The 20,185-nt window shown below is 66.0% G+C and carries 19 protein-coding genes and 1 riboswitch; of the genes, 10 read left to right on the plus strand and 9 right to left on the minus strand.

Annotated elements, in window-relative coordinates:
• The first annotated feature begins 404 nt into the window (after positions 1-404).
• The 3 genes from E3O25_RS17400 to E3O25_RS17410 are packed head-to-tail and all read left to right on the plus strand — an operon-like array spanning position 405 to position 1,778.
• Positions 405-860 carry a hypothetical protein gene (locus tag E3O25_RS17400; RefSeq protein WP_241988512.1) on the plus strand — a complete coding sequence of 152 codons (456 nt, stop codon included), beginning with the start codon at positions 405-407 and terminating at the stop codon, positions 858-860.
• Positions 857-1,465 carry a glycoside hydrolase family 38 C-terminal domain-containing protein gene (locus E3O25_RS17405; RefSeq protein WP_241988522.1) on the plus strand — a complete coding sequence of 203 codons (609 nt, stop codon included), beginning with the start codon at positions 857-859 and terminating at the stop codon, positions 1,463-1,465. The genes E3O25_RS17400 and E3O25_RS17405 overlap by 4 nt, the downstream gene beginning before the upstream one ends.
• On the plus strand, positions 1,446-1,778 hold the full coding sequence (locus E3O25_RS17410; RefSeq protein ID WP_241988513.1) for a glycosyl hydrolase-related protein: 333 nt from the start codon (positions 1,446-1,448) through the stop codon (positions 1,776-1,778). Before E3O25_RS17405 ends, E3O25_RS17410 begins: the two co-directional genes overlap by 20 nt.
• An 89-nt stretch (positions 1,779-1,867) precedes the next feature.
• On the opposite strand, the gene E3O25_RS05700 is transcribed toward E3O25_RS17410, so the two are convergent.
• Complete coding sequence (locus E3O25_RS05700; protein WP_134360793.1) at positions 1,868-3,739, minus strand: ABC transporter ATP-binding protein; 1,872 nt, start codon at positions 3,737-3,739, stop codon at positions 1,868-1,870.
• A gap of 126 nt (positions 3,740-3,865) precedes the next feature.
• Here E3O25_RS05700 and E3O25_RS05705 point away from each other — a divergent pair, with 126 nt between their 5' ends.
• From E3O25_RS05705 to E3O25_RS05715, 3 genes are read left to right on the plus strand one after another with little or no spacing between them, the layout of a single operon-like run.
• The gene (locus tag E3O25_RS05705) at positions 3,866-4,792 is read left to right on the plus strand and encodes an ABC transporter ATP-binding protein (protein WP_092111117.1); all 927 of its coding nucleotides are present in this window, start codon (positions 3,866-3,868) and stop codon (positions 4,790-4,792) included.
• A complete protein-coding gene (locus E3O25_RS05710; protein WP_092111119.1) occupies positions 4,789-5,640 on the plus strand; it encodes an ABC transporter permease in 852 nt (283 codons plus the stop codon). Before E3O25_RS05705 ends, E3O25_RS05710 begins: the two co-directional genes overlap by 4 nt.
• A complete protein-coding gene (locus tag E3O25_RS05715) occupies positions 5,637-6,491 on the plus strand; it encodes an ABC transporter permease (protein ID WP_092111121.1) in 855 nt (284 codons plus the stop codon). The genes E3O25_RS05710 and E3O25_RS05715 overlap by 4 nt, the downstream gene beginning before the upstream one ends.
• A 69-nt stretch (positions 6,492-6,560) precedes the next feature.
• Here E3O25_RS05715 and E3O25_RS05720 read toward each other — a convergent pair whose 3' ends face one another.
• From E3O25_RS05720 to E3O25_RS05750, 7 genes are all read right to left on the minus strand, one after another.
• Positions 6,561-7,913, minus strand: a complete 1,353-nt coding sequence (locus E3O25_RS05720) for an MFS transporter (protein WP_198410960.1) — start codon at positions 7,911-7,913, stop codon at positions 6,561-6,563.
• A 153-nt stretch (positions 7,914-8,066) separates the two neighbouring features.
• Positions 8,067-8,423 (minus strand): hypothetical protein, encoded by a 357-nt coding sequence (locus tag E3O25_RS05725; RefSeq protein WP_092111125.1) that lies wholly within the window; start codon positions 8,421-8,423, stop codon positions 8,067-8,069.
• A gap of 33 nt (positions 8,424-8,456) precedes the next feature.
• Positions 8,457-8,933 (minus strand): 6,7-dimethyl-8-ribityllumazine synthase, encoded by a 477-nt coding sequence (gene ribH / locus E3O25_RS05730; RefSeq protein WP_092111127.1) that lies wholly within the window; start codon positions 8,931-8,933, stop codon positions 8,457-8,459.
• Positions 8,933-10,192: a GTP cyclohydrolase II gene (ribA, locus tag E3O25_RS05735; protein WP_092111129.1), complete on the minus strand. Its 1,260-nt coding sequence runs from the start codon at positions 10,190-10,192 to the stop codon at positions 8,933-8,935. Before ribA ends, ribH begins: the two co-directional genes overlap by 1 nt.
• Positions 10,189-10,833 carry a riboflavin synthase gene (locus E3O25_RS05740; RefSeq protein WP_092111131.1) on the minus strand — a complete coding sequence of 215 codons (645 nt, stop codon included), beginning with the start codon at positions 10,831-10,833 and terminating at the stop codon, positions 10,189-10,191. Before E3O25_RS05740 ends, ribA begins: the two co-directional genes overlap by 4 nt.
• 8 nt (positions 10,834-10,841) lie before the next feature.
• A complete protein-coding gene (gene ribD / locus E3O25_RS05745; RefSeq protein ID WP_241983804.1) occupies positions 10,842-11,885 on the minus strand; it encodes a bifunctional diaminohydroxyphosphoribosylaminopyrimidine deaminase/5-amino-6-(5-phosphoribosylamino)uracil reductase RibD in 1,044 nt (347 codons plus the stop codon).
• A 91-nt stretch (positions 11,886-11,976) separates the two neighbouring features.
• Positions 11,977-12,120, minus strand: a riboswitch (FMN riboswitch).
• A gap of 59 nt (positions 12,121-12,179) precedes the next feature.
• Entirely contained in the window at positions 12,180-13,154 is a 975-nt protein-coding gene (locus E3O25_RS05750; protein WP_370448731.1) for a sugar-binding transcriptional regulator, read from the minus strand.
• 122 nt (positions 13,155-13,276) lie between these two features.
• Between E3O25_RS05750 and E3O25_RS05755 the strand changes: the two genes are divergently transcribed.
• The 4 genes from E3O25_RS05755 (at position 13,277) to E3O25_RS05770 (ending at position 18,925) form a co-directional block, all read left to right on the plus strand.
• Entirely contained in the window at positions 13,277-15,019 is a 1,743-nt protein-coding gene (locus E3O25_RS05755; protein ID WP_092111133.1) for a glycerol-3-phosphate dehydrogenase/oxidase, read from the plus strand.
• 175 nt (positions 15,020-15,194) lie between these two features.
• Complete coding sequence (locus E3O25_RS05760) at positions 15,195-15,929, plus strand: MIP/aquaporin family protein (protein WP_092111276.1); 735 nt, start codon at positions 15,195-15,197, stop codon at positions 15,927-15,929.
• 70 nt (positions 15,930-15,999) lie between these two features.
• Positions 16,000-17,514 (plus strand): glycerol kinase GlpK, encoded by a 1,515-nt coding sequence (gene glpK, locus E3O25_RS05765; protein ID WP_134360695.1) that lies wholly within the window; start codon positions 16,000-16,002, stop codon positions 17,512-17,514.
• A 520-nt stretch (positions 17,515-18,034) separates the two neighbouring features.
• Positions 18,035-18,925: a hypothetical protein gene (locus E3O25_RS05770; RefSeq protein ID WP_134360696.1), complete on the plus strand. Its 891-nt coding sequence runs from the start codon at positions 18,035-18,037 to the stop codon at positions 18,923-18,925.
• A 389-nt stretch (positions 18,926-19,314) separates the two neighbouring features.
• Here the strand turns inward: E3O25_RS05770 and E3O25_RS05775 are convergent, their stop codons facing one another.
• Positions 19,315-20,094 carry an HAD family hydrolase gene (locus E3O25_RS05775; RefSeq protein WP_241988514.1) on the minus strand — a complete coding sequence of 260 codons (780 nt, stop codon included), beginning with the start codon at positions 20,092-20,094 and terminating at the stop codon, positions 19,315-19,317.
• Between the last annotated feature and the right edge of the window lie 91 nt (positions 20,095-20,185).

A 20,185-nucleotide genomic window follows, 5' to 3' on the forward strand; every position in this document is an offset into this window, starting at 1 on the left:
ACGGAAGACGCTCGACTGGGACACCCCCGCCGAGCGCTTCGCTAAACTGCTGACTACTGAATAGACCACCCGGTGTTGCAACGACCCCCAGAAACCGCCCTATCGTGGGCCCGGTGTCGCGAGGTGGGCCCCGTCGTAAAATGCCAGCATGCATGACGACAGCGCACTCGTTGAGGCTCGGCTGAACCGGTTCGTTCGTGAACGGCTGCAGCCGGCGATCTACCGGGCCACCGCCCCGCTCACGGTCACCGCCTGGGTGGCGCCCGGGGAACCGGTCTCGCATCCGTTTGCGCCATTCGCTGCGGGTGACGCGTGGGGGCGCCCGTGGGGAACCGTACGGTTCCACCTGACCGGGCTGGTACCGCCCAAATGGGGCGGCCTGGCCCAGCCGCATCGAGGTCGTCGTGGACCTCGGCTTCACCACCGCCGTGCCCGGGTTTCAAACCGAGGGAATCGCGTACAGCTCCGATGGTCGCCTGCTCAAGGGCATTGAGTCGCTAAACCGCACGGTCACGGCGACCGATACTCGGATCGACCTCTACATCGAAGCCGCCGCCAACCCTAATATCGCCGCCGATTTCAGCTTCACCCCCACCGCGCTCGGCGACCTCGCCACCGCCGGTACCGCGCCGCTTTACCGGCTGCGGCAAGCGGATGTCGCCCTGCGCGACACACAGGTCTGGGACCTCACCCAGGACAAAGTCACCCTCGACGGCTTGCGCCGCGAGCTGCCGTCGGCCCAACCGCGCCGGGCCGACATTCTGCGGGCCCTGGAACACTGCCTTGACCTGCTCGACCCCGACGACGTGGCCGGCACGGCCCTGGCCGGTCGGGCCTCGAGCTTCACCGCGGCACGCTGACCTCGCAGGCCCGCACCAAGCGCGGCAACCGGCGCAGCGAACACCTGCTGCGGGAGGCAGAATTGTGGGCCACCACGGCTGTTGTTCGGGCGGGGGCGGAGGATCCACGCGCGGCCCTCGAGAACGCGTGGCGGACGGTGTTGCTGCACCAGTTTCATGACATTCTGCCGGGGTCATCGATCACCTGGGTGCACCAGGAGGCGGAGCGCGAGTATGCGCGGATCGCGGGGGTGCTGGAGGGGGTGATTGAGGTATCCGTTCGGGCGCTGTGCGGGCCGGGGGAGGGCGCGGTCGTGCTGAACGCCGGCCCGTATGGCCAAAGCGGCGTGCCCGCGCTTGGCGGTCTGGCACTCCGGGCAGACTCGCTGCTCGGGGCGAGGATCGCGCCCACCCTCGACGGCTGGGTGCTGACGAACCGGCACGTGCGGGTGACAATCGATCCCGACGGTGTGTTCAGCTCGATCTACGACCGCCACGCCAATCGCGAAGTGGTCCCGATCGGCGCGCGGGCCAACCTGCTCACCCTGCACCGGGATACTCCCACCCAAGGGGACGCCTGGGACCTCGACACCCCCGCACGCCCGAATGTTCGAGGCTCTCACTGACGCCGAATCGGTCGAGAAACTCGACGGGTTGCCTATCGGCCGAGCGGGCGTGCGCATCCATCCGGCGGTGGTGATCGAGGCCGTGAAGCCTGCCGAAGACGACAGTGGCGATGTCATCCTGCGGGTCTACGAGGCGCACGGAACCCGGGCTGGAGCGCGGGTCATCCGCTCGTTCGATGCGACCGGGGCCTTCGAGACCGACCTGCTCGAGCGCCGCGTCGCCCCGAACGCCATCCGAGCGAGCGATGACGCTGCCCGGACGCTGGAGCTGCGCCCGTTCCAGCTGCTGACCCTGCGCTATCAGCGCACGTAACCCCGGTAAAAGTTACGACACGCCGTTAACACCCCTCAACCGACACGGCGTGTCGCATATTTACCGGCAGAACGTACCAGCTTGGCGGGTTAGACCAACAGCTGGTGCTTGGCCAGGTCGCGATAGAGGGGAGTGGAGACCACGAGTTCGGAGTGGGTGCCCACTCCCACGACCTGGCCGTGGTCGAGTACCACGATCTGGTCGCTGTCGACGACGGTCGACAGGCGGTGCGCGATCACGATGAGGGTGCGGTCGGCCGCGACGGCGTCGATGGCTTCCCGCATCATCTGCTCGTTCTTACCGTCGAGGCTCGACGTCGATTCGTCGAGCAACAGAATGGGCGGTGCCGCGAGCAGCGCCCGCGCGATCGCGAGCCGCTGGCGTTCGCCGCCGGAGAGTTTCACTCCCGACTCGCCGACCGCGGCGCCCAGTCCGGCCGGGTCTCGGTCGAGCACCTCGCCGAGGTTGACGGCGTGCAGCACCTTGATGCAGTCCTCGTCGGTGGCGTCGGGGGTGGCCAGGATGAGGTTGTCGCGCAGTGATCCGGCGAGCACCGGGGCGTCCTGCTCGACGTAGCCGATCTGCGCGCGCAGGGCGGTGCGATCCAACGAGCGGATGTCCAGCCCACCCAGCCGCACGGTGCCATCGGAGACGTCGTAGAACCGTTCGATCAGGGCGAGGATTGTGCTCTTGCCGGCGCCGCTGGGGCCGACCAACGCCGTGCGCAGGCCGCGCGGTGCGCTGAACGACACATCCGTGAGCACCGGGCGCGGGCCGGTGGCCGCCGCCGAGTCTGCCGTGTCGTCGACCGGGCTGGCGGCATCCGTTGCAGCGTCGATCTCCACCGGCGCGACCGCGTAGCCGAAGTGCACGTTCTCAAAGCTGATCGCGGCGGCCTCCGGGCGCACCTTCTCGTTGGCGGCGCCGACGGTCATGGCGAGAGGGGCGATCTCGCGGTCGAACTGGTCCTCGGCGGGCAGGTCGATGATCTCCTGGATGCGACCGAGCGCACCGAGCGCCGAATTGACCGAGGTAATCGCGCCGAAGAACTGGCCGAGCGGCATGATCATGAGGAACAGAAACAGGATGAACGCCACCAGATCGGCGATCGTGATGGCGTCGCTTGCGACCCGAAATCCGCCGACGCCGAGCACCACGAGAAATGACACCTGCATGGCGATGCCGGCGATCGGAACGACGAGGGCACTGATCTTGGCGACCTTGATTCCCATGCGCCAGGCGCCGCGGGCGTCCTCCTCAATGACGGCAACCTCACGTTCGGTCGCGTTGGAGGCACGCACGGTGCGAATGGCGCTGATGGCACGCTCGACGCTCGCGGCGAGGTCGCCGACCTTCACCTGGGCGGCGGTGCTGGCGGTGCGAATGCGCTGCGACAACAGTGTGACGGTGACGACCGACACCGCGATGACGAGCACGGTGAGGCCGAGCAATACCGGGTCGATGATGAGCATCGCGATGAGCGCGCCGATGAAGGTGAGCGACCCGCCGATCGCTTCGACCAGCCCCTGGGTGAGTACCGCACGCAGCAGGGTGGTGTCGCTGCCGACGCGGGAGACGAGGTCGCCGGTGCGGCGCGCGTCGAACTCGCTGATCGGCAGGCGCAGCAGGCGACTGACCAGTTTGCGGCGGCTGGAGAGCACGACACCCTCGCCGGTGCGCTGCAGCAGATAGTGCTGGTATCCGCTGATCAGCCCCGAGATCACGACGAGCGCGATGAGTGCACCGACGAGGGACCCGAGCGGATCATTGGCCTGCACGATCGTGATGACCTGGCTCACGAGCAGCGGCTGAGCGAGACTGGCGGCGGCGCCGAGCACGCTCAAAACGATGACGACGCTGAGCACCTTCTTGTGCTCGAACAGGTAGGGCAGCAGCTGGCTGAACTTGGCGCGCGGCCCGGTGGGAGCTGGGCGGCCGCGTCGGCCGCGGGGAGGCTTCACAGCGGTCGGGGAAACGGATGAAGCAGGAGTTCCAGGCACACGAGTAGCGGTAGTCACTTATAAATCTTAACCGCCATCGCTGCGAACAATCCCCAATGTCCGGCGTGCGGTCTACAGTGGGGAACTGTGCCAGACCCTGTCATCGTCAGTCAGAATCTCGTCAAGCGCTACCAGGATTTCGTCGCCGTTGACGGCATCAGCTTTGAGGTTGCGCCGGGGGAGTCCTTCGGGCTGCTCGGCCCCAACGGTGCGGGAAAATCTACGACGATGCGCATGATCGGTGCCGTCTCCACCCGAACCGGCGGTGAACTGCGCGTGCTCGGTCTCGACCCCAACGAGTACGGTCCAGAGATCCGTTCGCAGCTCGGCGTCGTGCCGCAGGAGAACAACCTCGACCTGGAATTGAAGGTGCGAGAGAATCTGCTGGTCTACGGTCGCTACTTTGGGCTGCCGCGCGCCCGGGTGGCTCGCCGCGCCGACGAACTGCTCGAGTTCGCCCAGCTCGCCGACAAGGCCACGCATAAGGTCGACGACCTCTCCGGCGGCATGAAACGGCGTCTCACCATCGCCAGGGCCCTCATCAACGACCCGCGCCTGCTGCTGCTCGACGAGCCCACCACGGGCCTCGACCCGCAAGCGCGCCATATTCTGTGGGACCGCCTGTTTCGCCTGAAGGAACAGGGCACGACCCTGCTGGTCACCACCCACTACATGGACGAAGCCGAACAACTCTGCGACCGCCTCGTCGTCGTCGACCAGGGCCGCATCATGGCCGAGGGTTCCCCGGCCGACCTCATTCGCCGCTACTCTTCCCGCGAAGTGCTCGAGGTGCGGTTCGGTTCCACCCAGAATGCCGAGGTCGCCGAACGCATTCAGGGGTCTGGCGAACGGGTCGAGGTGCTGCCCGACCGCATATTGGTCTACAGCGACAGCGGTGAGAAAGAATTAGAGCGGATGACCGCGGCCGGCCTCCGCCCGCTCACCAGCCTCGTGCGTCGCTCCAGCCTCGAAGACGTGTTTTTGCGGCTCACCGGCAGAAACCTGATCGAATGAGGCAGGTGAGTGACGGCATCCGCTCTGCTGCGCTCGCTGCTGCGGTCGCGGGCGCGGCGCGTACCCGGCGCTACGGCTCCTGGTATGTGGCCGAGCACCGGTTTCGGGTGATGCGGTCGTACGCCCAGACCGTGCTGTTCACCGCTGTCGGCAGCCCGCTGGTCTACCTCTACGCGATGGGCGTCGGCCTGGCCAGCCTCGTCGACGGCAATCTGGGCGACAACGCCGTCAACGGGGTGAGCTACCTCGCGTTCCTGGCGCCGGCGCTGCTCGCGAGCAGCGCTATCGCGGTGGCCTCCGAAGAGTTCACCTACCCGATCATGCTCGGCTTCAAATGGAATCCCACCTTCTTCGCCATGAACGCGAGCTCGATACAACCGGGCCAGATCATCAACGGCATCGTCATCTCGGTCGCCGCCCGCATGGTGCTGACCTGCACCATCTTCTACGTTTTCATGCTGGTCTTCGGTGCGGCGCCCGGCCCGCTCGGGTTCGTCGCGGTGCCGGTGGCGTTGCTCACCGGCCTGGCTTTCGGCGCGCTCGTGATGGCCTACACGGCCACTCTCAAAGACGACACCGGCCAACTCGCCATGGTGCAGCGATTCGTGATTTTGCCGATGACCCTCTTCTCCGGCACGTTCTTTCCCCTCGACGTGCTGCCGCGGTACCTGCAGTGGATCGGCTGGATCTCTCCGCTCTGGCACGGCACCGAACTGTCTCGTGTCTTCGCCTACGGCATGCCCGAACCGATCTGGCTGAGCCTCGTGCACGTGCTGTATCTCGCCGTACTGTTGGCCGTCGGCTGGGTCTGGGCCCGCCGCCTCACGGTGCGGCGGCTCAACAAATGACCCGCCCCAACCTGTCGCCATCGACGCTCGCGGCCGCCACTGGCACCGCGCTCCTCTTCGGCAGATTCCCTGTCGGAAAGTACTACTCCGGCAACGCGCGCAGCGTGATGGCGCGCGGGTGGCGGGCGACCCGCAGCACCAACTCCCTCGTCGTGATGAGCGGTATCGTCGAGCCCATCTTCTACCTGCTGTCGATGGGCCTCGGCCTCGGGGCGCTGATCGGCCAGGTGCAGACCGAAGACGGCCAGCGTGTGCCTTACGCTGCCTTCATCGCGCCGGCCCTGCTCGCGGTGGCAGCGATGAACGGCGCCATCTACGACTCGACCTGGAATGTGTTCTTCAAAATGCAGTTCGCCAAGCTCTATGAGGGCATGCTGGCGACCTCGCTCGGCCCGCTCGACGTGGCGCTCGGCGAGATTTCGCTCGCGCTGGCGCGTGGGCTGCTCTACGCAACCGGATTCATGCTGGTGATGCAGGCGCTCGGGCTCAACCTGTCCTGGTGGGCGCTGCTCGCCCTGCCGGCGGTGCTGCTCATTGCGTTCGGCTTCGCCAGCGTGGGCATGGCGGTCACGAGTTATCTGAAGACGTTCCAGCAGATGGACTGGATCAACTTCGTGCTGCTGCCGATGTTCCTGTTCTCCGCCACGTTCTATCCGCTCAGCGTCTACCCGCAGGGCATCCAGTACGTGATCCAGGCGTTGCCCCTCTGGCACGGCGTTGAACTGGTGCGCGCCCTGACCACCGGCCAGGTGAATGCCGGGCTGCTCTGGCATGTGCTCTACTACGCCGTGATGATAGCGGTCGGCCTGTTCCTGACGACCCGCCGACTGCGCGCCCTCTTCCTCGATTAACGCGCGAGAGCGGGAAAATTGCTGCCTCGAGTCCTTCGAAGCAACAATTTTCCCGCTCTCGGGTCGTGCTTAGCGGTGCAGGTCGAGATCCTTCGTTTCGCGGCTCAAAACCAGCGCGATCAGGGTGATGACGGCCATGATCGAGAGGTAGATGCCGACCCAGAAGGGGCTGCCCTCACCGAGGGTCCACAGCCAGACGGCGATGAACGGTGCCACGGCAGCGCCGAGGATCGAGCTGACGTTGTAGGCGAACGCCGAACCGGTGTAGCGCACGTTGGTCGGGAACAACTCGGGCAACAGGGCGCCCATCGGACCGAAGGTCATGCCCATGAGCGAGAAACCCACGATGAGGAACAGCATCACGCCGGGGAACCCGGCCCCGAGCAGCGGCACGAAGAGAAAACCGAACACGACGATGAACAGGGTCACGATGATGAGCGTCTTACGACGTCCGTGCCGGTCGGCCCACGGGCCGGAGGCGAGGGTGAAGATTCCGAAGAACACCACGCCGGCGATCATCATGAGGATGAAACTGTTGTAGGTGAATCCGAGACCCGGAACCGCGGCATCCGTTGCGGCGCGACCGTAGCTGAGCGTGAACGTAGTCATCAGGTAGAACAGCACGTAGGTGGCGAGCATGATGAACGTGCCGAGGATCAGTTCGCGCCAGTTGGACTTGAACACCGCCGCGAGCGGCAGCTTCTCGACCCGGTCGGCCTTGACGACCTTGGTGAAGACGTCGCTTTCGACCAGGCGCAGACGCACCCACAGTCCGATGATCACCATGACCGCCGAGAACAGGAACGGGATACGCCAGGCCCATTCGAGGAACGCCTCGGACGGGCGGGTCGGGTCGGTCGACGGCAGGGCCAGGGCGAGGCCGAGGAACAGTCCGTTGGCGATGATGAAGCCGAGCGGGGCGCCGACCTGCGGGAAGGTGCCGTACCAGGCACGTTTGCCGACCGGGGCGTTCTCCGTCGCGACGAGGGCGGCGCCGCTCCATTCGCCGCCGAGGGCGAAGCCCTGGGTGAGGCGCAGGATGACGAGCATCAACGGTGCCCACCAGCCGATCATGGCGTAGGTCGGAAGCAGACCGATCAGGAAGGTCGCGATCCCCATCGTGAGCAGCGCGCCGACCAGGGTGGCCTTTCGGCCCTTGCGGTCGCCGAAGTGACCGAAGAACAGAGCGCCGATCGGGCGGGCGACCATGGCGGCACCGAAGACCGCGAAGGAGGCGAGCAGCGCCGTGGTCTCATTGCCGGTGGGAAAGAACAGGTGCGGGAAGACAAGTACCGCGGCGGTCGCGTAGACGTAGAAGTCGTAGAACTCAATGGTCGTGCCGATGAGGCTGGCCATGATGACCCGACTCTTCGGATTAAGAGGTGTGGTCGGCGTCGAAACTGACGCGGTCGTTGCTGACATGAGGGTGGAACACTCCGGTGGGATGGCTGAGCGCCGACGAAACCCGCAAGTCGATCAGACTTCCCGCAGCAGCGTGTACGCACGAATAGTAGTGTGGCCGCCTGTAGAGGTCACAAAATACCTTACCGCCGGGACTGTTGCCCGCTGAACCAGTTACTTCCAGAGCACCGCGATGACAACGTTCGCGAGGGTCAGGGCGCCGATGGCCCAGAGCACGAGCGACGACACGCTCGGCTTCTTGCGATTTACGATCACGAGCACGGTGATCACAATGAGCACGAGCAGCTTGACGCCGATCTTGGCATTGTCGATGTGGCCGAGCGAGCCCATTTGGATGATGCCCACGAGCAGCAGGCCGGTGACCAGCTGGGTCAGCGCACCGTGGAACATCGCGGCGACGATCGTTCCCTTGCCGGCAATGATCGGCTTGATCTGCACGAGAAAGCCGCCGAGCAGCGAGGCAAGGCCGACGAAGTGCAGAATGAGCAGAATGTTGCGTAGAAGGTCCATGCGTTCAGCCTAGGCACTCAGACGCACCGCGAGTTACCCGATGTGGTCGCGCAGCTCCCGCAGCACGAGCGCGGTAGCCAGCGCAGCGGATGCCGCCTCCTCGCCCTTGTCCTCCCTGGATCCGGGTAGCCCGGCCCGGTCGAGGCCCTGCTGCTCGTCGTCGAGGGTCAACACGCCGAAACCCACGGGCTTGCCGGTGTCGAGGGCGACGCGGGTGAGGCCATCCGTTGCCGCATTCGAGACGAACTCGAAGTGGGGGGTGCCGCCGCGAATGATCACGCCGAGGGCGACGACCGCGTCGGCCCCACTTTCGAGCGCGACCTTGCAGGCGACGGGCAGTTCGAAGCTGCCGGGAACGCGCACGAGGGAGAACTCCGCCTGGCTGGCTTCGAGTACCCGGGTGGCGCCGGCGATGAGGCCGTCGGTGATGACATCGTGCCACTGCCCGGCCACGATGACGACGCGCAGGCCCCGTGCGTCAACCGTGATTGTGGGTCCTGTTCCAGCCATTAGGCGATTCCGTTCATGATTTCGGCGTTCGTGATGTGGTGACCCATGCGGTCTCGCTTGGTGGCGAGGTATTCCTCGTTGTATTCGCCGATGCCGACGACGAGCGGCACCCGCTCGCTCACGGCGACACCGTGCAGCTCGAGCTGTCGCACCTTCTCGGGGTTGTTGGTGAGCAGTCGCACCGAGTTCAAGCCCAGATCGTGCAGGATGCTGCTGGCCGCGCCGTAATCGCGGCTGTCGATGGGCAGACCGAGCGCCACGTTCGCATCGAGGGTGTCGAGGCCGTCTTCCTGCAGTTCGTAGGCGCGCAGCTTGTTGATGAGGCCGATGCCGCGGCCTTCCTGACCGCGCAGGTAGACGACCACCCCGCCCTCCTCCTGGATGATGTCGAGGGAGGCGTCGAGCTGCGGCCCGCACTCGCACTTGAGCGAGCCGAAGGCTTCGCCGGTGAGGCATTCGGAATGCACCCGCACGATGGCGCCGTCGACCGGGGTGCCGGCGACGAACGCCACGTGGTCGGCGCCGGTGGAGCGATCACGGTATGCGCGCACCCGGAAGGCGCCGTGGCGGGTGGGGACGGTGGTTTCCACCTCGAAGTCGACCCGCGGCGCTTCGGTGAGCGGGGCGATGGTCGGCAGGGCTTCGTTGGGATGAACCTCGTTGAGGTAGCTGATCAGGTCTTTGATCGTGATGACGAGCAGTCCTTCGCGCTCACCGAGTTCGAGCAGGCCGGGCAGACGCATCATCTCGCCGTCCTCGGCGACGATCTCGGCGATCGCCGCGACCGGAAACAGGCCGGCGAGTTTCATCAGGTCGACGCCGGCTTCGGTGTGTCCGCCGCGCTCGCGTACGCCGCCGTCGCGGGCTCGCAGCGGCAGGATGTGGCCGGGGCGGTGCAGGCTCGCCGGGGCCGACTGGGGATCGGCCAGCACGCGAAGGGTGTGGGCTCGGTCGGCGGCGCTGATGCCGGTCGACAGCCGGTCGGCGGCGTCGACGCTCACTGTGTAGTTGGTGCCGAGCGGGTCTTCGTTGTTCAGCACCATCACCGGCAGGTCGAGCTGGTCGGCGATTTCGTTGGTCATCGGGGCGCAGATGAACCCGGAGGAGTAGCGCACCGTCCAGGCGATCCATTCCTGGGTGGCGAGCTGGGCGGAGATGATCACGTCGCCCTCGTTTTCGCGGCCCTCGTCGTCGGCGACGATGACCGGTCGGCCGAGGCGCAGGGCGTCGAGTGCGGAGGGAATATCGGCGAGGCTCATGATGCGCTCCTTGTTTCGGGGTGGGAATTGTGGGTCGCGCGAAGGTCCAGCATCCGCTCAACGTGTCGGGCCAGAATGTCGGTTTCGAGGTTGACGCTGTCGCCGACCTGGCGTTCGCCGAGGGTGGTGGCGGCGAGGGTCTCGGGAATGAGCGACACCTCGAACCATTGGCTGGCCTCGGCGGCCGGGCTGATATTGCTCACGGTGAGGGAGACGCCGTCGATGGCGATCGAGCCCTTGCCGACGACGAGTGGCGCGAGTTCGGTGTTCAGGCTGAACCGCAGCACTCGCCAGGCGTCACCCGGCGTGACGGCGAGTACGGTGCTCGTGCCGTCGATGTGGCCCTGCACGATGTGACCGCCGAGACGGTCGCCGACGAGGGCTGCGCGTTCCAGGTTGACCGGCGCGCCGACGCGGGCGTCGGACAGCGTTGACATCGACAGGGTCTGCGCCATCACGTCGGCGGTGAACGTGTCGGCGGTGCGTTCGACCACGGTGAGGCAGACGCCCTGCACGGCGATGGAATCACCGTGGCCCACGCCCTCGACGACGAGCGGGCCGCGAATGGTGAGGCGGGCGGCATCCGCTGTGGTCTCGATGCGCTCGATCTGACCGAGCTCCTCGATGATTCCGGTGAACATGGGGTTCCTTAGTTGGTGCGAGGCCGGGCGACGAGGCGAATATCGTCGCCGAGCCGGTCGAGGGAATAGATGGAGAGGCGGCGCTGCTCGCCGATGGTGGACACGCCCAGATCGGTGATGGCGAGCCGCGGCCCGCCGATCAGGGTCGGTGCGAGGTAGATGAGGTATTCGTCGACCAGCCCGGCGGCGACGAAGGCGCTCGCTACGGTCGGTCCGCCCTCGATGAACACGCTGCGCAGGCCCCGCTGGTGCAGGTTGGTCAGCAGTCCCGGTAAGTCGAGCCCGTCGAAAAACAGTGGCTGCTGTGGGTGGTGCAGCAGGGCAGCGGATGCCGGCACCTCACGGCGGCCGACCACAACGGGCACCGGCTGCCGGGGGAGCAGCCCGCCGTCAGCGCCCCGCGCGGTCAGGGCCGGGTCGTCGGCGAGCACGGTGCCGGTGCCGACCAGAATCGTGTCGCAGGCCGCGCGGCGCCGGTGCACGTCGAGGCGGGCATCCGGCCCGGTGATCCAGCGGCTGGAACCGTCGGCGGCGGCGGCGCGCCCGTCGAGGCTCGACGCCCATTTAAGTGTGACGAACGGGCGGCCGAGGCGAGCGGCCACGAGCCAGTCGCCGAGGAACGCCTCACCGTTCTCGGCGAGCAGGCCGCCCTGCACCCCAATGCCGGCGGCACGCAGCCGTTCCGCGCCGCCGCAGGAGTGCTCGCCGGGGTCGGTCACCGAGTAGACGACGCGGGCAACACCGGCCTCGATCAGGGCCAGCGCGCACGGACCGGTGCGGCCGACGTGGTTACACGGTTCGAGCGTGACGACGACGGTGCTGCCGCGAGCGCCGCCAGGAGCGAGCTTCGACAGGGCGTCGACCTCGGCGTGGCGGCTGCCGGCGCCGCGGTGCCAGCCTTCGGCGAGCACGTCGCCGTGCGCGTTCAGAATGACGCAGCCGACCCGCGGGTTCACCCCGGTGGCGGGGCCGTGGGTGGCCAGTTCGAGGGCACGGAGCATGGCGCCGTGCAGCACCGACCGATCCAGGCCGACTGCCGCTTTGTTGGTCATCCCGCCCTCATCCTGTGTCGGACGAGCTCCGGGGGGTATGGGGGTACGCAGACGCGCACAAACCCGTCGGTCGACCGTAGGAGCCAACCAACTCGTGCGCCTCCCGTCCGGACTTTAACCGTCGGTGCTGGAATTTCACCAGCTCAACCGTTTCGCCCCTCAAACCTTCTCAAGGAACTAACGGGTCGCGGACTCTAACCGCCGGTTCGGATTTACACCGACCCCGGAGCACGTGTTGTACTTCTATTTATAGTGCAACACCGTACGCTCCGGCGTATTCCGTTCAATATCCGATCAGGGTGCCTCGACCAGGGCGCGGGCCGTGCTCTCATCGACGAACAGGTCGGTGATGAGCCGCGCGGCCAGGGCTCCGCGCAGGCTCGCGAGTTTGGAGCGGCCGGCCACAACGCAGATGCGGCGTGGGGTGCGACGCAGCACGGTGAAGTCGGGGCCGGTCGAGCGTTCGTTCAGGGTGATGCCGTCGGTCGAACCGTCGGCGCGGTAGAACACCGTCGCCACATCACCGACCACGCCGGCCGTGCTGAGCGCATCGAATTCGGCCTGTTCGAGGTAGCCGCCGGCGTAGACGCGACTGATCACACCGGAGAAGGGGGAGCCGAGGCCGAACAGGGCGATGTCCATGGTGGCCTGCATGTCGATCAGGCGGCTGATGCTGCGTTCGCGCCACAATGCCTGTTTCGTTGCCGGGTCGTCGAAGAAGGCGGGTACCGGAAACTGCTGAACGTGAGCGCCGAAGGCCGTACCGAAGCGGCCGAGAATCTCACTCGCGTAGCCGAGACCGGTCGTGCGCATGTTTCCGGCGCCGTTGAGCTGCACGACCTGCGAGTTGTGGGTCTGTTTCGGGGTCACGTGCCGGCTGATCGCGTTCATGGTCGAACCCCACGCGATGCCCATGGTCATGTTGGAGTCAAAGTATTGGCCGAGAATCCGTGCAACCGAGAGCGCCACGCGCTCCAGCCGGTCGACGTCGCTCGCGCTGTCCGGAACCGGAACCACGTGTGCGGTGACCTGGAATCGGGCTTCGATCTGCTGCTCGAGGTGACTCGGGGCATCCAATGGCGACTTGATCTGAATGTTCACCAGACCGGTCTCCCGGGCGTGACTGAGCAGGCGGGAGACCGAGGAACGGGAGGTATGCAACTCCTGCGCTATGGCCTCCATCGTGAGGTCCTGCAGGTAATACAGGTGCGCCGCGGTGAGGGCATCGCGGCTGCGATCGGACTGCACTGGATCGGTAGCGTAGGTCACGGCGGCTCCTTGCACGTATGTTCAATCCGATTGAGAAATTGTGTCGGACTGTCAGACTGAATCTATTCATACGGCCTGCCCCGCGCAAATCACGGGCCGGCCCCGAGACAGAGGTGACAACAATGTCGTTCTTAAACTCACAGACGTCAACCGCGATCTCCGACCGCCCCCGCGCCCAGGTGCTCATCATCGGCGCCGGCATCAACGGCATCGCGACCTTCCGTGACCTGGCCCTGCAGGGCGTTGACGTGGTCATCGTCGAGAAGAATGACTTCGTCTCCGGAGCCTCCTCGGCCAGCTCGCACATGATCCACGGCGGCGTGCGGTACCTTGAAAACGGTGAGTTTCGCTTGGTGAAGGAATCGGTCGAGGAACGCAACGGCCTGCTCAAGATCGCACCGCACTACGTCAAGCCGCTGCAGACGACCATTCCCATCTTCTCCACCTTCTCCGGAGTGATGGCCGCGCCGCTGCGCTTCGTCACCCACAAGCAGGGCGCCAAGCACGTCGAGCGCGGTGCCATGCTGATCAAAATCGGCATGATGATCTACGACGCCTTCTCGCGCGACGGCGGAACGGTGCCGCGCCACGAATTCAAGGGCCGCACCAAGGCGCTCGCTGCCCTGCCGCTGCTGAACCCGGGCCTCAAGTACACGGCCACCTACTACGACGCCGCCATGCACGACCCGGAGCGCCTCGCCCTCGACGTGCTGCGCGACGGCCTCGACGCCGGCTTGCACGCCCGCGCCGCCAATTACGTTGAAGCTGCCGGCATGACCGAGAACGGTGTGCTCCTGCGCAACTCGATCACCGGTGAAGAGTTCACCTTCCAAGCGGATGTCGTCGTCAACACGAGCGGGCCGTGGACCGACCTGACCAACACGGCTCTCGGCCAGCCGAGCACCTTCATGGGCGGCACCAAAGGTTCGCACATTGTGCTGGACAACCCTGAGCTGCTCGCGGCGACGGGTGGTCGCGAGATCTTCTTCGAGCATGAAGACGGCCGTATCGTGCTGATCTACCCGCTCAAGGGACGTGTTCTGGTCGGCACCACCGACCTCGAGCACGACATGACCAAGCCGATTCGTTGCACCGAAGACGAGATCGACTACTTCTTCGACCTGGTCGCGCACGTTTTCCCAACCGTTCCGGTCGACCGGTCACACATCGTGTTCCGCTTCGCCGGTGTGCGCCCGCTGCCTCGCCACGACGAGGAAGCCCCCGGTTTCGTCTCCCGCGACTACCGCATCGAGTCGCGTCCGCTGCCCCGCACCGGAGCCGCCGACGGCACCCTGCTCAGCCTGGTCGGCGGCAAGTGGACCACCTTCCGCGCTCTGGCCGAAAACCTGAGCACCGACATCCTGACGTTGCTCGGACTGCCGCGCACCGTCTCGACCGAGGGGCTCGCCATTGGCGGCGGCCGCGATTTTCCGGCCACCGAAGCCGCCCACCTGGTCTGGGTCACCGCGCACGGCGATGAGGTCGGTGCCGACCGTGCGGCCGCCCTGCTCTCCCGCTACGGCACGCGCGCGAGCGAGGTCATCGACTTTCTGACCGACCCATCGAGTGAACCGGATGCCCCGCTCCGCCACAACGCCGCCTACACCCGACGCGAGATCGAATTTCTCGCCGGGACCGAGAGCGTCGTGCGCCTGATCGACCTGCTCCTGCGTCGCACCAGCATGGCCTTCGTCGGTGCCGTCACCACCCCGTTGATCGAAGAACTCGCACTCGTCGTCGCTCCCGTTCTCGGCTGGGACGCCGGGCGCCGAGCCGAGGAGATCGAGCTGACCCGCGGCATCCTGATCGACGTGCACGGGGTCGACCTCGCCCCGGTCAGTTCCGGCTCGGTCCTCACCTCGTAGTACCCGCACCGGCCGGCAATCTGCACGAACGTGCAGCGAAAACCGGCCGGTGCCTGCCCGGGCGCCGATACGTTTTTAAGCACGCCAGAACGATCGCCGCACTCGACAACAAGGTCGGTCGGCGCACGCAACACCCATCTGAAAGGTCAATGTGGACAATCTCGGTGTCGTCTTTATGTCAGAGGTCGTGGGAACGGCCATCCTCGTCTTGCTCGGCTGCGGCGTGGTCGCCAACGTCGCACTCGCCAGGAACAAAGGCTTCGGCGGCGGCTTTCTCATGGTCACCATCGGGTGGGGCCTCGCGGTCTACGCCGGAGTCATCGCCTCATACAACTCAGGCGCCCACCTGAACCCGGCCGTCACCCTCGGCCTCGTCGCGAGCGGAACCGACACCTTCGGGTCCGGGGTGCCGGTCAACGTCGCGTCAACGCTCGTCTACATCGGCGCGCAGCTGATCGGCGGTATTCTCGGTGCCGTGGTGGTCTGGCTGGCCTACAAGCAGCACTTCGATCAGGAACCGGAACCGGCCAATAAGCTCGGTGTTTTCTCGACCGGGCCGGCCATCCGGTCCTACGGCTGGAACCTCGTCACCGAGATCATCGGCACCTTTGTGCTCGTCTTCGTTGTCATCGGCTTCGGCCGCAACGGCGACGCCGGCGGCCTCGCCGCTCTCGGTGCGCTGCCGGTGGCTCTGCTCGTGATCGCGATCGGCGCATCGCTCGGTGGACCGACCGGTTACGCGATCAACCCGGCTCGTGACCTGGGCCCCCGCATCGCGCACTTCCTGCTGCCGATCAAGGGCAAGGGGTCCAGCGATTGGTCCTACTCCTGGGTTCCGGTCGTCGGTCCCATCATCGGCGGCGTCGTCGCCGGCGCGTCTTCCGGCGTGCTCATGCCCATCCTGGGCTGAGCCGGCCGACGCAGGCTGCAGCATCCGTTTCTATACTTAATTCCCACCTGGAACAACAAAGGAGTTACACATGGCCAAGTATGTTCTCGCCATCGACCAGGGAACCACGAGCTCCCGCGCCATCATCTTCGACAAGGCCGGGTCGATCATCTCGACCGGGCAGCTCGAGCACGAACAGATTCTGCCGCAGGCCGGCTGGGTCGAGCACGACCCCAAGGAGATCTGGGACAACACCCGTGAGGCCATCGGGCAGGCGTTGTCGAAGGCCAACATCACCCGCCACGACATTGAAGCCGTCGGCATCACCAACCAGCGCGAAACCGCTGTCGTCTGGGACAAGAACACCGGCGTGCCCGTTTACAACGCCATCGTCTGGCAGGATACCCGCACCCAGTCGATCGTCGACCGCCTCGCGGCTGACGGCGGCGTCGAACGGTTCAAGAACAAGGTCGGCCTGCCGCTGGCCACCTACTTCTCCGGCACCAAGATCGTCTGGATTCTCGAAAACGTCGAGGGGGCACGCGAGAAAGCGGATGCCGGCGACCTCCTGTTCGGCACCACCGATTCCTGGGTGTTGTGGAACCTGACCGGCGGCACCGAGGGCGGCGTGCATGCGACCGACGTCACCAACGCGAGCCGCACCATGTTCATGGACCTGGAAACCCTGCAGTGGGACGACGAGATCCTCGCCGTCTTCGACGTGCCCAGGGCGATGCTGCCCGAGATCAAATCGTCATCCGAGGTCTACGGCATTGCGAGCGGGCACAGCCTGCTGCGCGAGGTGCCGATATCCGGCATCCTCGGCGACCAGCAGGCGGCGACCTTCGGCCAGGCCGCCTTCGACCAGGGCGAGGCGAAGAACACCTACGGCACCGGAAACTTTTTGATCTTCAACACCGGCACCGAGATCATCCACTCCAAGAACGGCCTGCTCACCACCGTGGGTTACAAGCTCGGCGATGCTCCGGTGCACTACGCGCTCGAAGGCTCGATCGCGGTGACCGGCTCACTCGTGCAGTGGATGCGCGACCAGCTCGGCATCATCAGGAACGCCTCCGAGATCGAAGACCTCGCCAAGACGGTCACCGACAACGGCGGCGCCTACTTCGTGCCGGCCTTCTCCGGCCTGTTCGCGCCGTACTGGCGCTCCGACGCCCGCGGCGCCCTGGTCGGCCTCACCCGGTACGTCAACAAGGGCCACATTGCCCGTGCGGCCCTCGAGGCCATCGCTTACCAGACCCGCGAGGTGCTCGACGCGGTCAACGCCGACTCCGGTGTGCCGCTGACCGAGCTCAAGGTCGACGGCGGAGCCACGGCCAACGACCTGCTCATGCAGTTCCAGGCCGACATCATCGGCGTGCCGGTCGTGCGCCCGGTCGTTGCCGAGACCACCGCCCTCGGCGCCGCCTACGCCGCCGGCCTGGCCGTCGGCTTCTGGAGCGGCCTCGACGACCTGCGCTCCAACTGGCAGGAAGATGCCCGCTGGGAGCCCGCCATGGACAAGGAGGAGGCCGCCCGCCTGCTGCGCAACTGGAAGAAAGCCGTCACGAAGACCCTCGACTGGGTAGACGAAGACGTGCGGTAACCCGCACCAGACCGATCCGGCGTTACGGCCCGGCCCGCGCCTCTGCGCGGCCGGGCTTTCGGCATCGTCCGTGTTCCTCTCCTCGTGCGCACTCTCTCCGTGGCTAATTCAGGAAATCCGTTGGTATGGCGGCCGGTGGGCCGCGGATCTGCGCGGCCAGTTCCCTTCGACCCCGAGAATTTCCTGAATTGGCCACGGCACGGGCGGGGAACCTCGGGGGACGTGCCGAGCGCCGCATCCGTTCACCCTGGCAAGTGCCAGGATCGGGCCTCCCGCGTGGGCCGGACGGCCAAGACCGGTCTGCACGAACCTGACGGGGGCCAATTCAGGAAATCCTCCTGCACACCGCCGAGCCAGTGCAGCGGACGTACCTGTGAAATCGAGAATTTCCTGAATTCGCCACGCTTTTCGGGTGCAACAGTGGGTTCTTAAGTTCTCCACAGGCACTGATTCGCGCGTCTGTCCACTGAAACATCCAGTCGCGGTTTCAATAGGCCCGTTGATTACCATGCTGGGTCCTATGACATGGGAAGTGCTCTTTCACGAATCCGACCGGTCCGTCATCGAGACCGGTGAACTGCGGGCCGCCGGCGCGACGTGGAGGTCACTGAAGGCGGCCGTCGACAACGGTTTCCTGGTGCGCTGTCGCCGTGGGCACTACGCGCTCCCCTCCACCAACCGTCACATTCTTGAAGCCGTGCGCGTCGGTGGCCGGCTCGGCTGCATATCCGCAGCTGCCGATATGGGAGTCTTTGCCCTCGACAGCAGCTCCACGCACGTTCATCTTGACCCGAATGCTTCGAGACTGCGCGCACCACAGGATCGCTTTCAGCGGCTCACTGTGGCGAACCGCAACGGTATTGAGTTGCATTGGGATCAACTTCTGGCATCCGAGGACGGCACCGAATACAGCATCGGCCTAACGGATTCCCTAATCCAGATCTTCCGATGCCAACAACCACGATTTGCATTAGCCTCCCTCGACAACGCCCTGCATTTGCGTCTGCTGCCGAGCGAGGCCGTCGTGTTGATTTTCGCGGCCCTTCCCGAGGATTTACAGTATCTCCGTGCGTGGGTCGATGCGCGGAGTGAATCGGGCCAGGAGACGGTGCTGCGGTTCATCGTGCACCTTGCGGGGTTTCAGTTCGAAATTCAGGTGTCGATCAGCGGCGTGGGGCGCGTGGACATGGTCATAGAAGGATGCCTCGTCGTCGAAGCCGACAGCCGACAGTTCCATGACGGCTGGGACGCGCATCTGCGCGACCGCACCCGTGATTGTGACCTCGCCGGCATGACCTATATGAGTTACCGCGCCATCCACCGGGACATTTTCTACCACCCGGAGCGCGTCGTGGCGGCGATAACTGGACTCTTGGCCGTGCGCAATCACTTCCGTACATACGTGCTGTAGCGAGCGGCGAATCGCCCAGCAGACCCCCGCCGCGTGGCCAATTCAGGAAACCCGTCAGTTCCGCGCACGGCCAGCCCCGTGTTTGCAGTGGTGGCTGCATTCGCTCACGCTACTCTCCTGAATTAGCCACGCGGCGGCTCGATGGTCGGCCTGCTTCGTGCTCGGTGGTGTGTGCCCGCAGTGTTCGGCTGTCGCGTGTCACCGCAGACGACGAATCGCCCCGGTGCGCGGTGGCTAATTCAGGAAGTCAGGAGCAGGCGTGGTCCACATCTCCCCAAGTTCCGGGGGCTTCGAGCGGCCAGCGCGTCGATTTCCTGAATTAGCAACGAAACGACGCTTCTGACCCGGAGACGTGCGAGGGGGGGGACACCCGAGGGGTGATGACCGGGCTATTGGCTGGTCAGGGCGAACGGCAAGTCGGCGAGGGTCCCTATTCGCAGCACTCCCAGGTGGGCCGCCTCGATTGAGTCGGCGCCGGTGGTCGGAGGGAGACCCGTGGCTGCGCGCGGCGAGGGGATGGCAGACCCAGTTGGGGCAGCGGATGCGCCGGCGCGGTCCAGCCAGACCCCCGTCAGCCCCGCAGCGGCAGCGCCCACAGCGTCCGTGCGCAGCCGGTCCCCGACATAGACCGCCTCCGAAACCGGCACGCCGAACACGGCGCAGGCGTGCTCGAAGATGCGGGGGTCGGGCTTGGCGAAGCCGAGAGCACCCGAGGTGACGACGTGCTCGAACCGGTCGGTCAGGCCGACCCGCCGAATCTTCTCGCCCTGAAAGACCGGGTCGCCGTTCGTGATGAGGCCGAAGCGTACCTCGGGCAGAAGCTGCGCCAGCGCGTCCAGGCAGGGGAGAGCGTCGTCGTGCAGGCGCCAGCTGGCCCGGTAGCTTTCGAAGTACTCGTCGAACCAGGTATCGGCCTCGGCGTCGGTCAGCATGATGTCGAACGACGCCGCGAAATCCTGGGCCCGGGCGCGGCGTTGGCCGGCGAAGTCCAACGATCCGGCGAGGTAGGAGTGGTAATGCTCCTCTTCGAGCGCATCCCAAAGCCCGGTCGCCGCGACCCGGTCGCCGGTCGCGAACGCGCCACCAACCCGGTCGAGGTGCAGCAGAATACCCGCCGCAACCGCACCCCGATGGGCGAACAGGGTGTCGTCGAGGTCGAACAGCACCACCGCCGGTTGGTGATGCCGCACAGCGTGCCGGACTGACGGATCCAATCCGGCAGAACCTGCGGTCTCCTGACCGGCCGCCACCGAAACCGGT

It is taken from the genome of Cryobacterium sp. TMT1-3 (genome assembly GCF_004402315.1).
Classification (GTDB): Bacteria; Actinomycetota; Actinomycetes; order Actinomycetales; family Microbacteriaceae; genus Cryobacterium; species Cryobacterium luteum.

Coding starts and splice junctions, on each gene's coding strand:
- E3O25_RS17410 (WP_241988513.1), top strand. CDS start 1,446: ATGTTCGAGGCTCTCACTGACGCCGAATCGGTCGAGAAACTCGACGGG.
- E3O25_RS05710 (WP_092111119.1), top strand. CDS start 4,789: ATGAGGCAGGTGAGTGACGGCATCCGCTCTGCTGCGCTCGCTGCTGCG.
- E3O25_RS05715 (WP_092111121.1), top strand. CDS start 5,637: ATGACCCGCCCCAACCTGTCGCCATCGACGCTCGCGGCCGCCACTGGC.
- E3O25_RS05720 (WP_198410960.1), bottom strand. CDS start 7,913: ATGTCAGCAACGACCGCGTCAGTTTCGACGCCGACCACACCTCTTAAT.
- E3O25_RS05725 (WP_092111125.1), bottom strand. CDS start 8,423: ATGGACCTTCTACGCAACATTCTGCTCATTCTGCACTTCGTCGGCCTT.
- ribH (WP_092111127.1), bottom strand. CDS start 8,933: ATGGCTGGAACAGGACCCACAATCACGGTTGACGCACGGGGCCTGCGC.
- ribA (WP_092111129.1), bottom strand. CDS start 10,192: ATGAGCCTCGCCGATATTCCCTCCGCACTCGACGCCCTGCGCCTCGGC.
- E3O25_RS05740 (WP_092111131.1), bottom strand. CDS start 10,833: ATGTTCACCGGAATCATCGAGGAGCTCGGTCAGATCGAGCGCATCGAG.
- ribD (WP_241983804.1), bottom strand. CDS start 11,885: ATGACCAACAAAGCGGCAGTCGGCCTGGATCGGTCGGTGCTGCACGGC.
- E3O25_RS05755 (WP_092111133.1), top strand. CDS start 13,277: ATGTCGTTCTTAAACTCACAGACGTCAACCGCGATCTCCGACCGCCCC.
- E3O25_RS05760 (WP_092111276.1), top strand. CDS start 15,195: ATGTCAGAGGTCGTGGGAACGGCCATCCTCGTCTTGCTCGGCTGCGGC.
- glpK (WP_134360695.1), top strand. CDS start 16,000: ATGGCCAAGTATGTTCTCGCCATCGACCAGGGAACCACGAGCTCCCGC.
- E3O25_RS05770 (WP_134360696.1), top strand. CDS start 18,035: ATGACATGGGAAGTGCTCTTTCACGAATCCGACCGGTCCGTCATCGAG.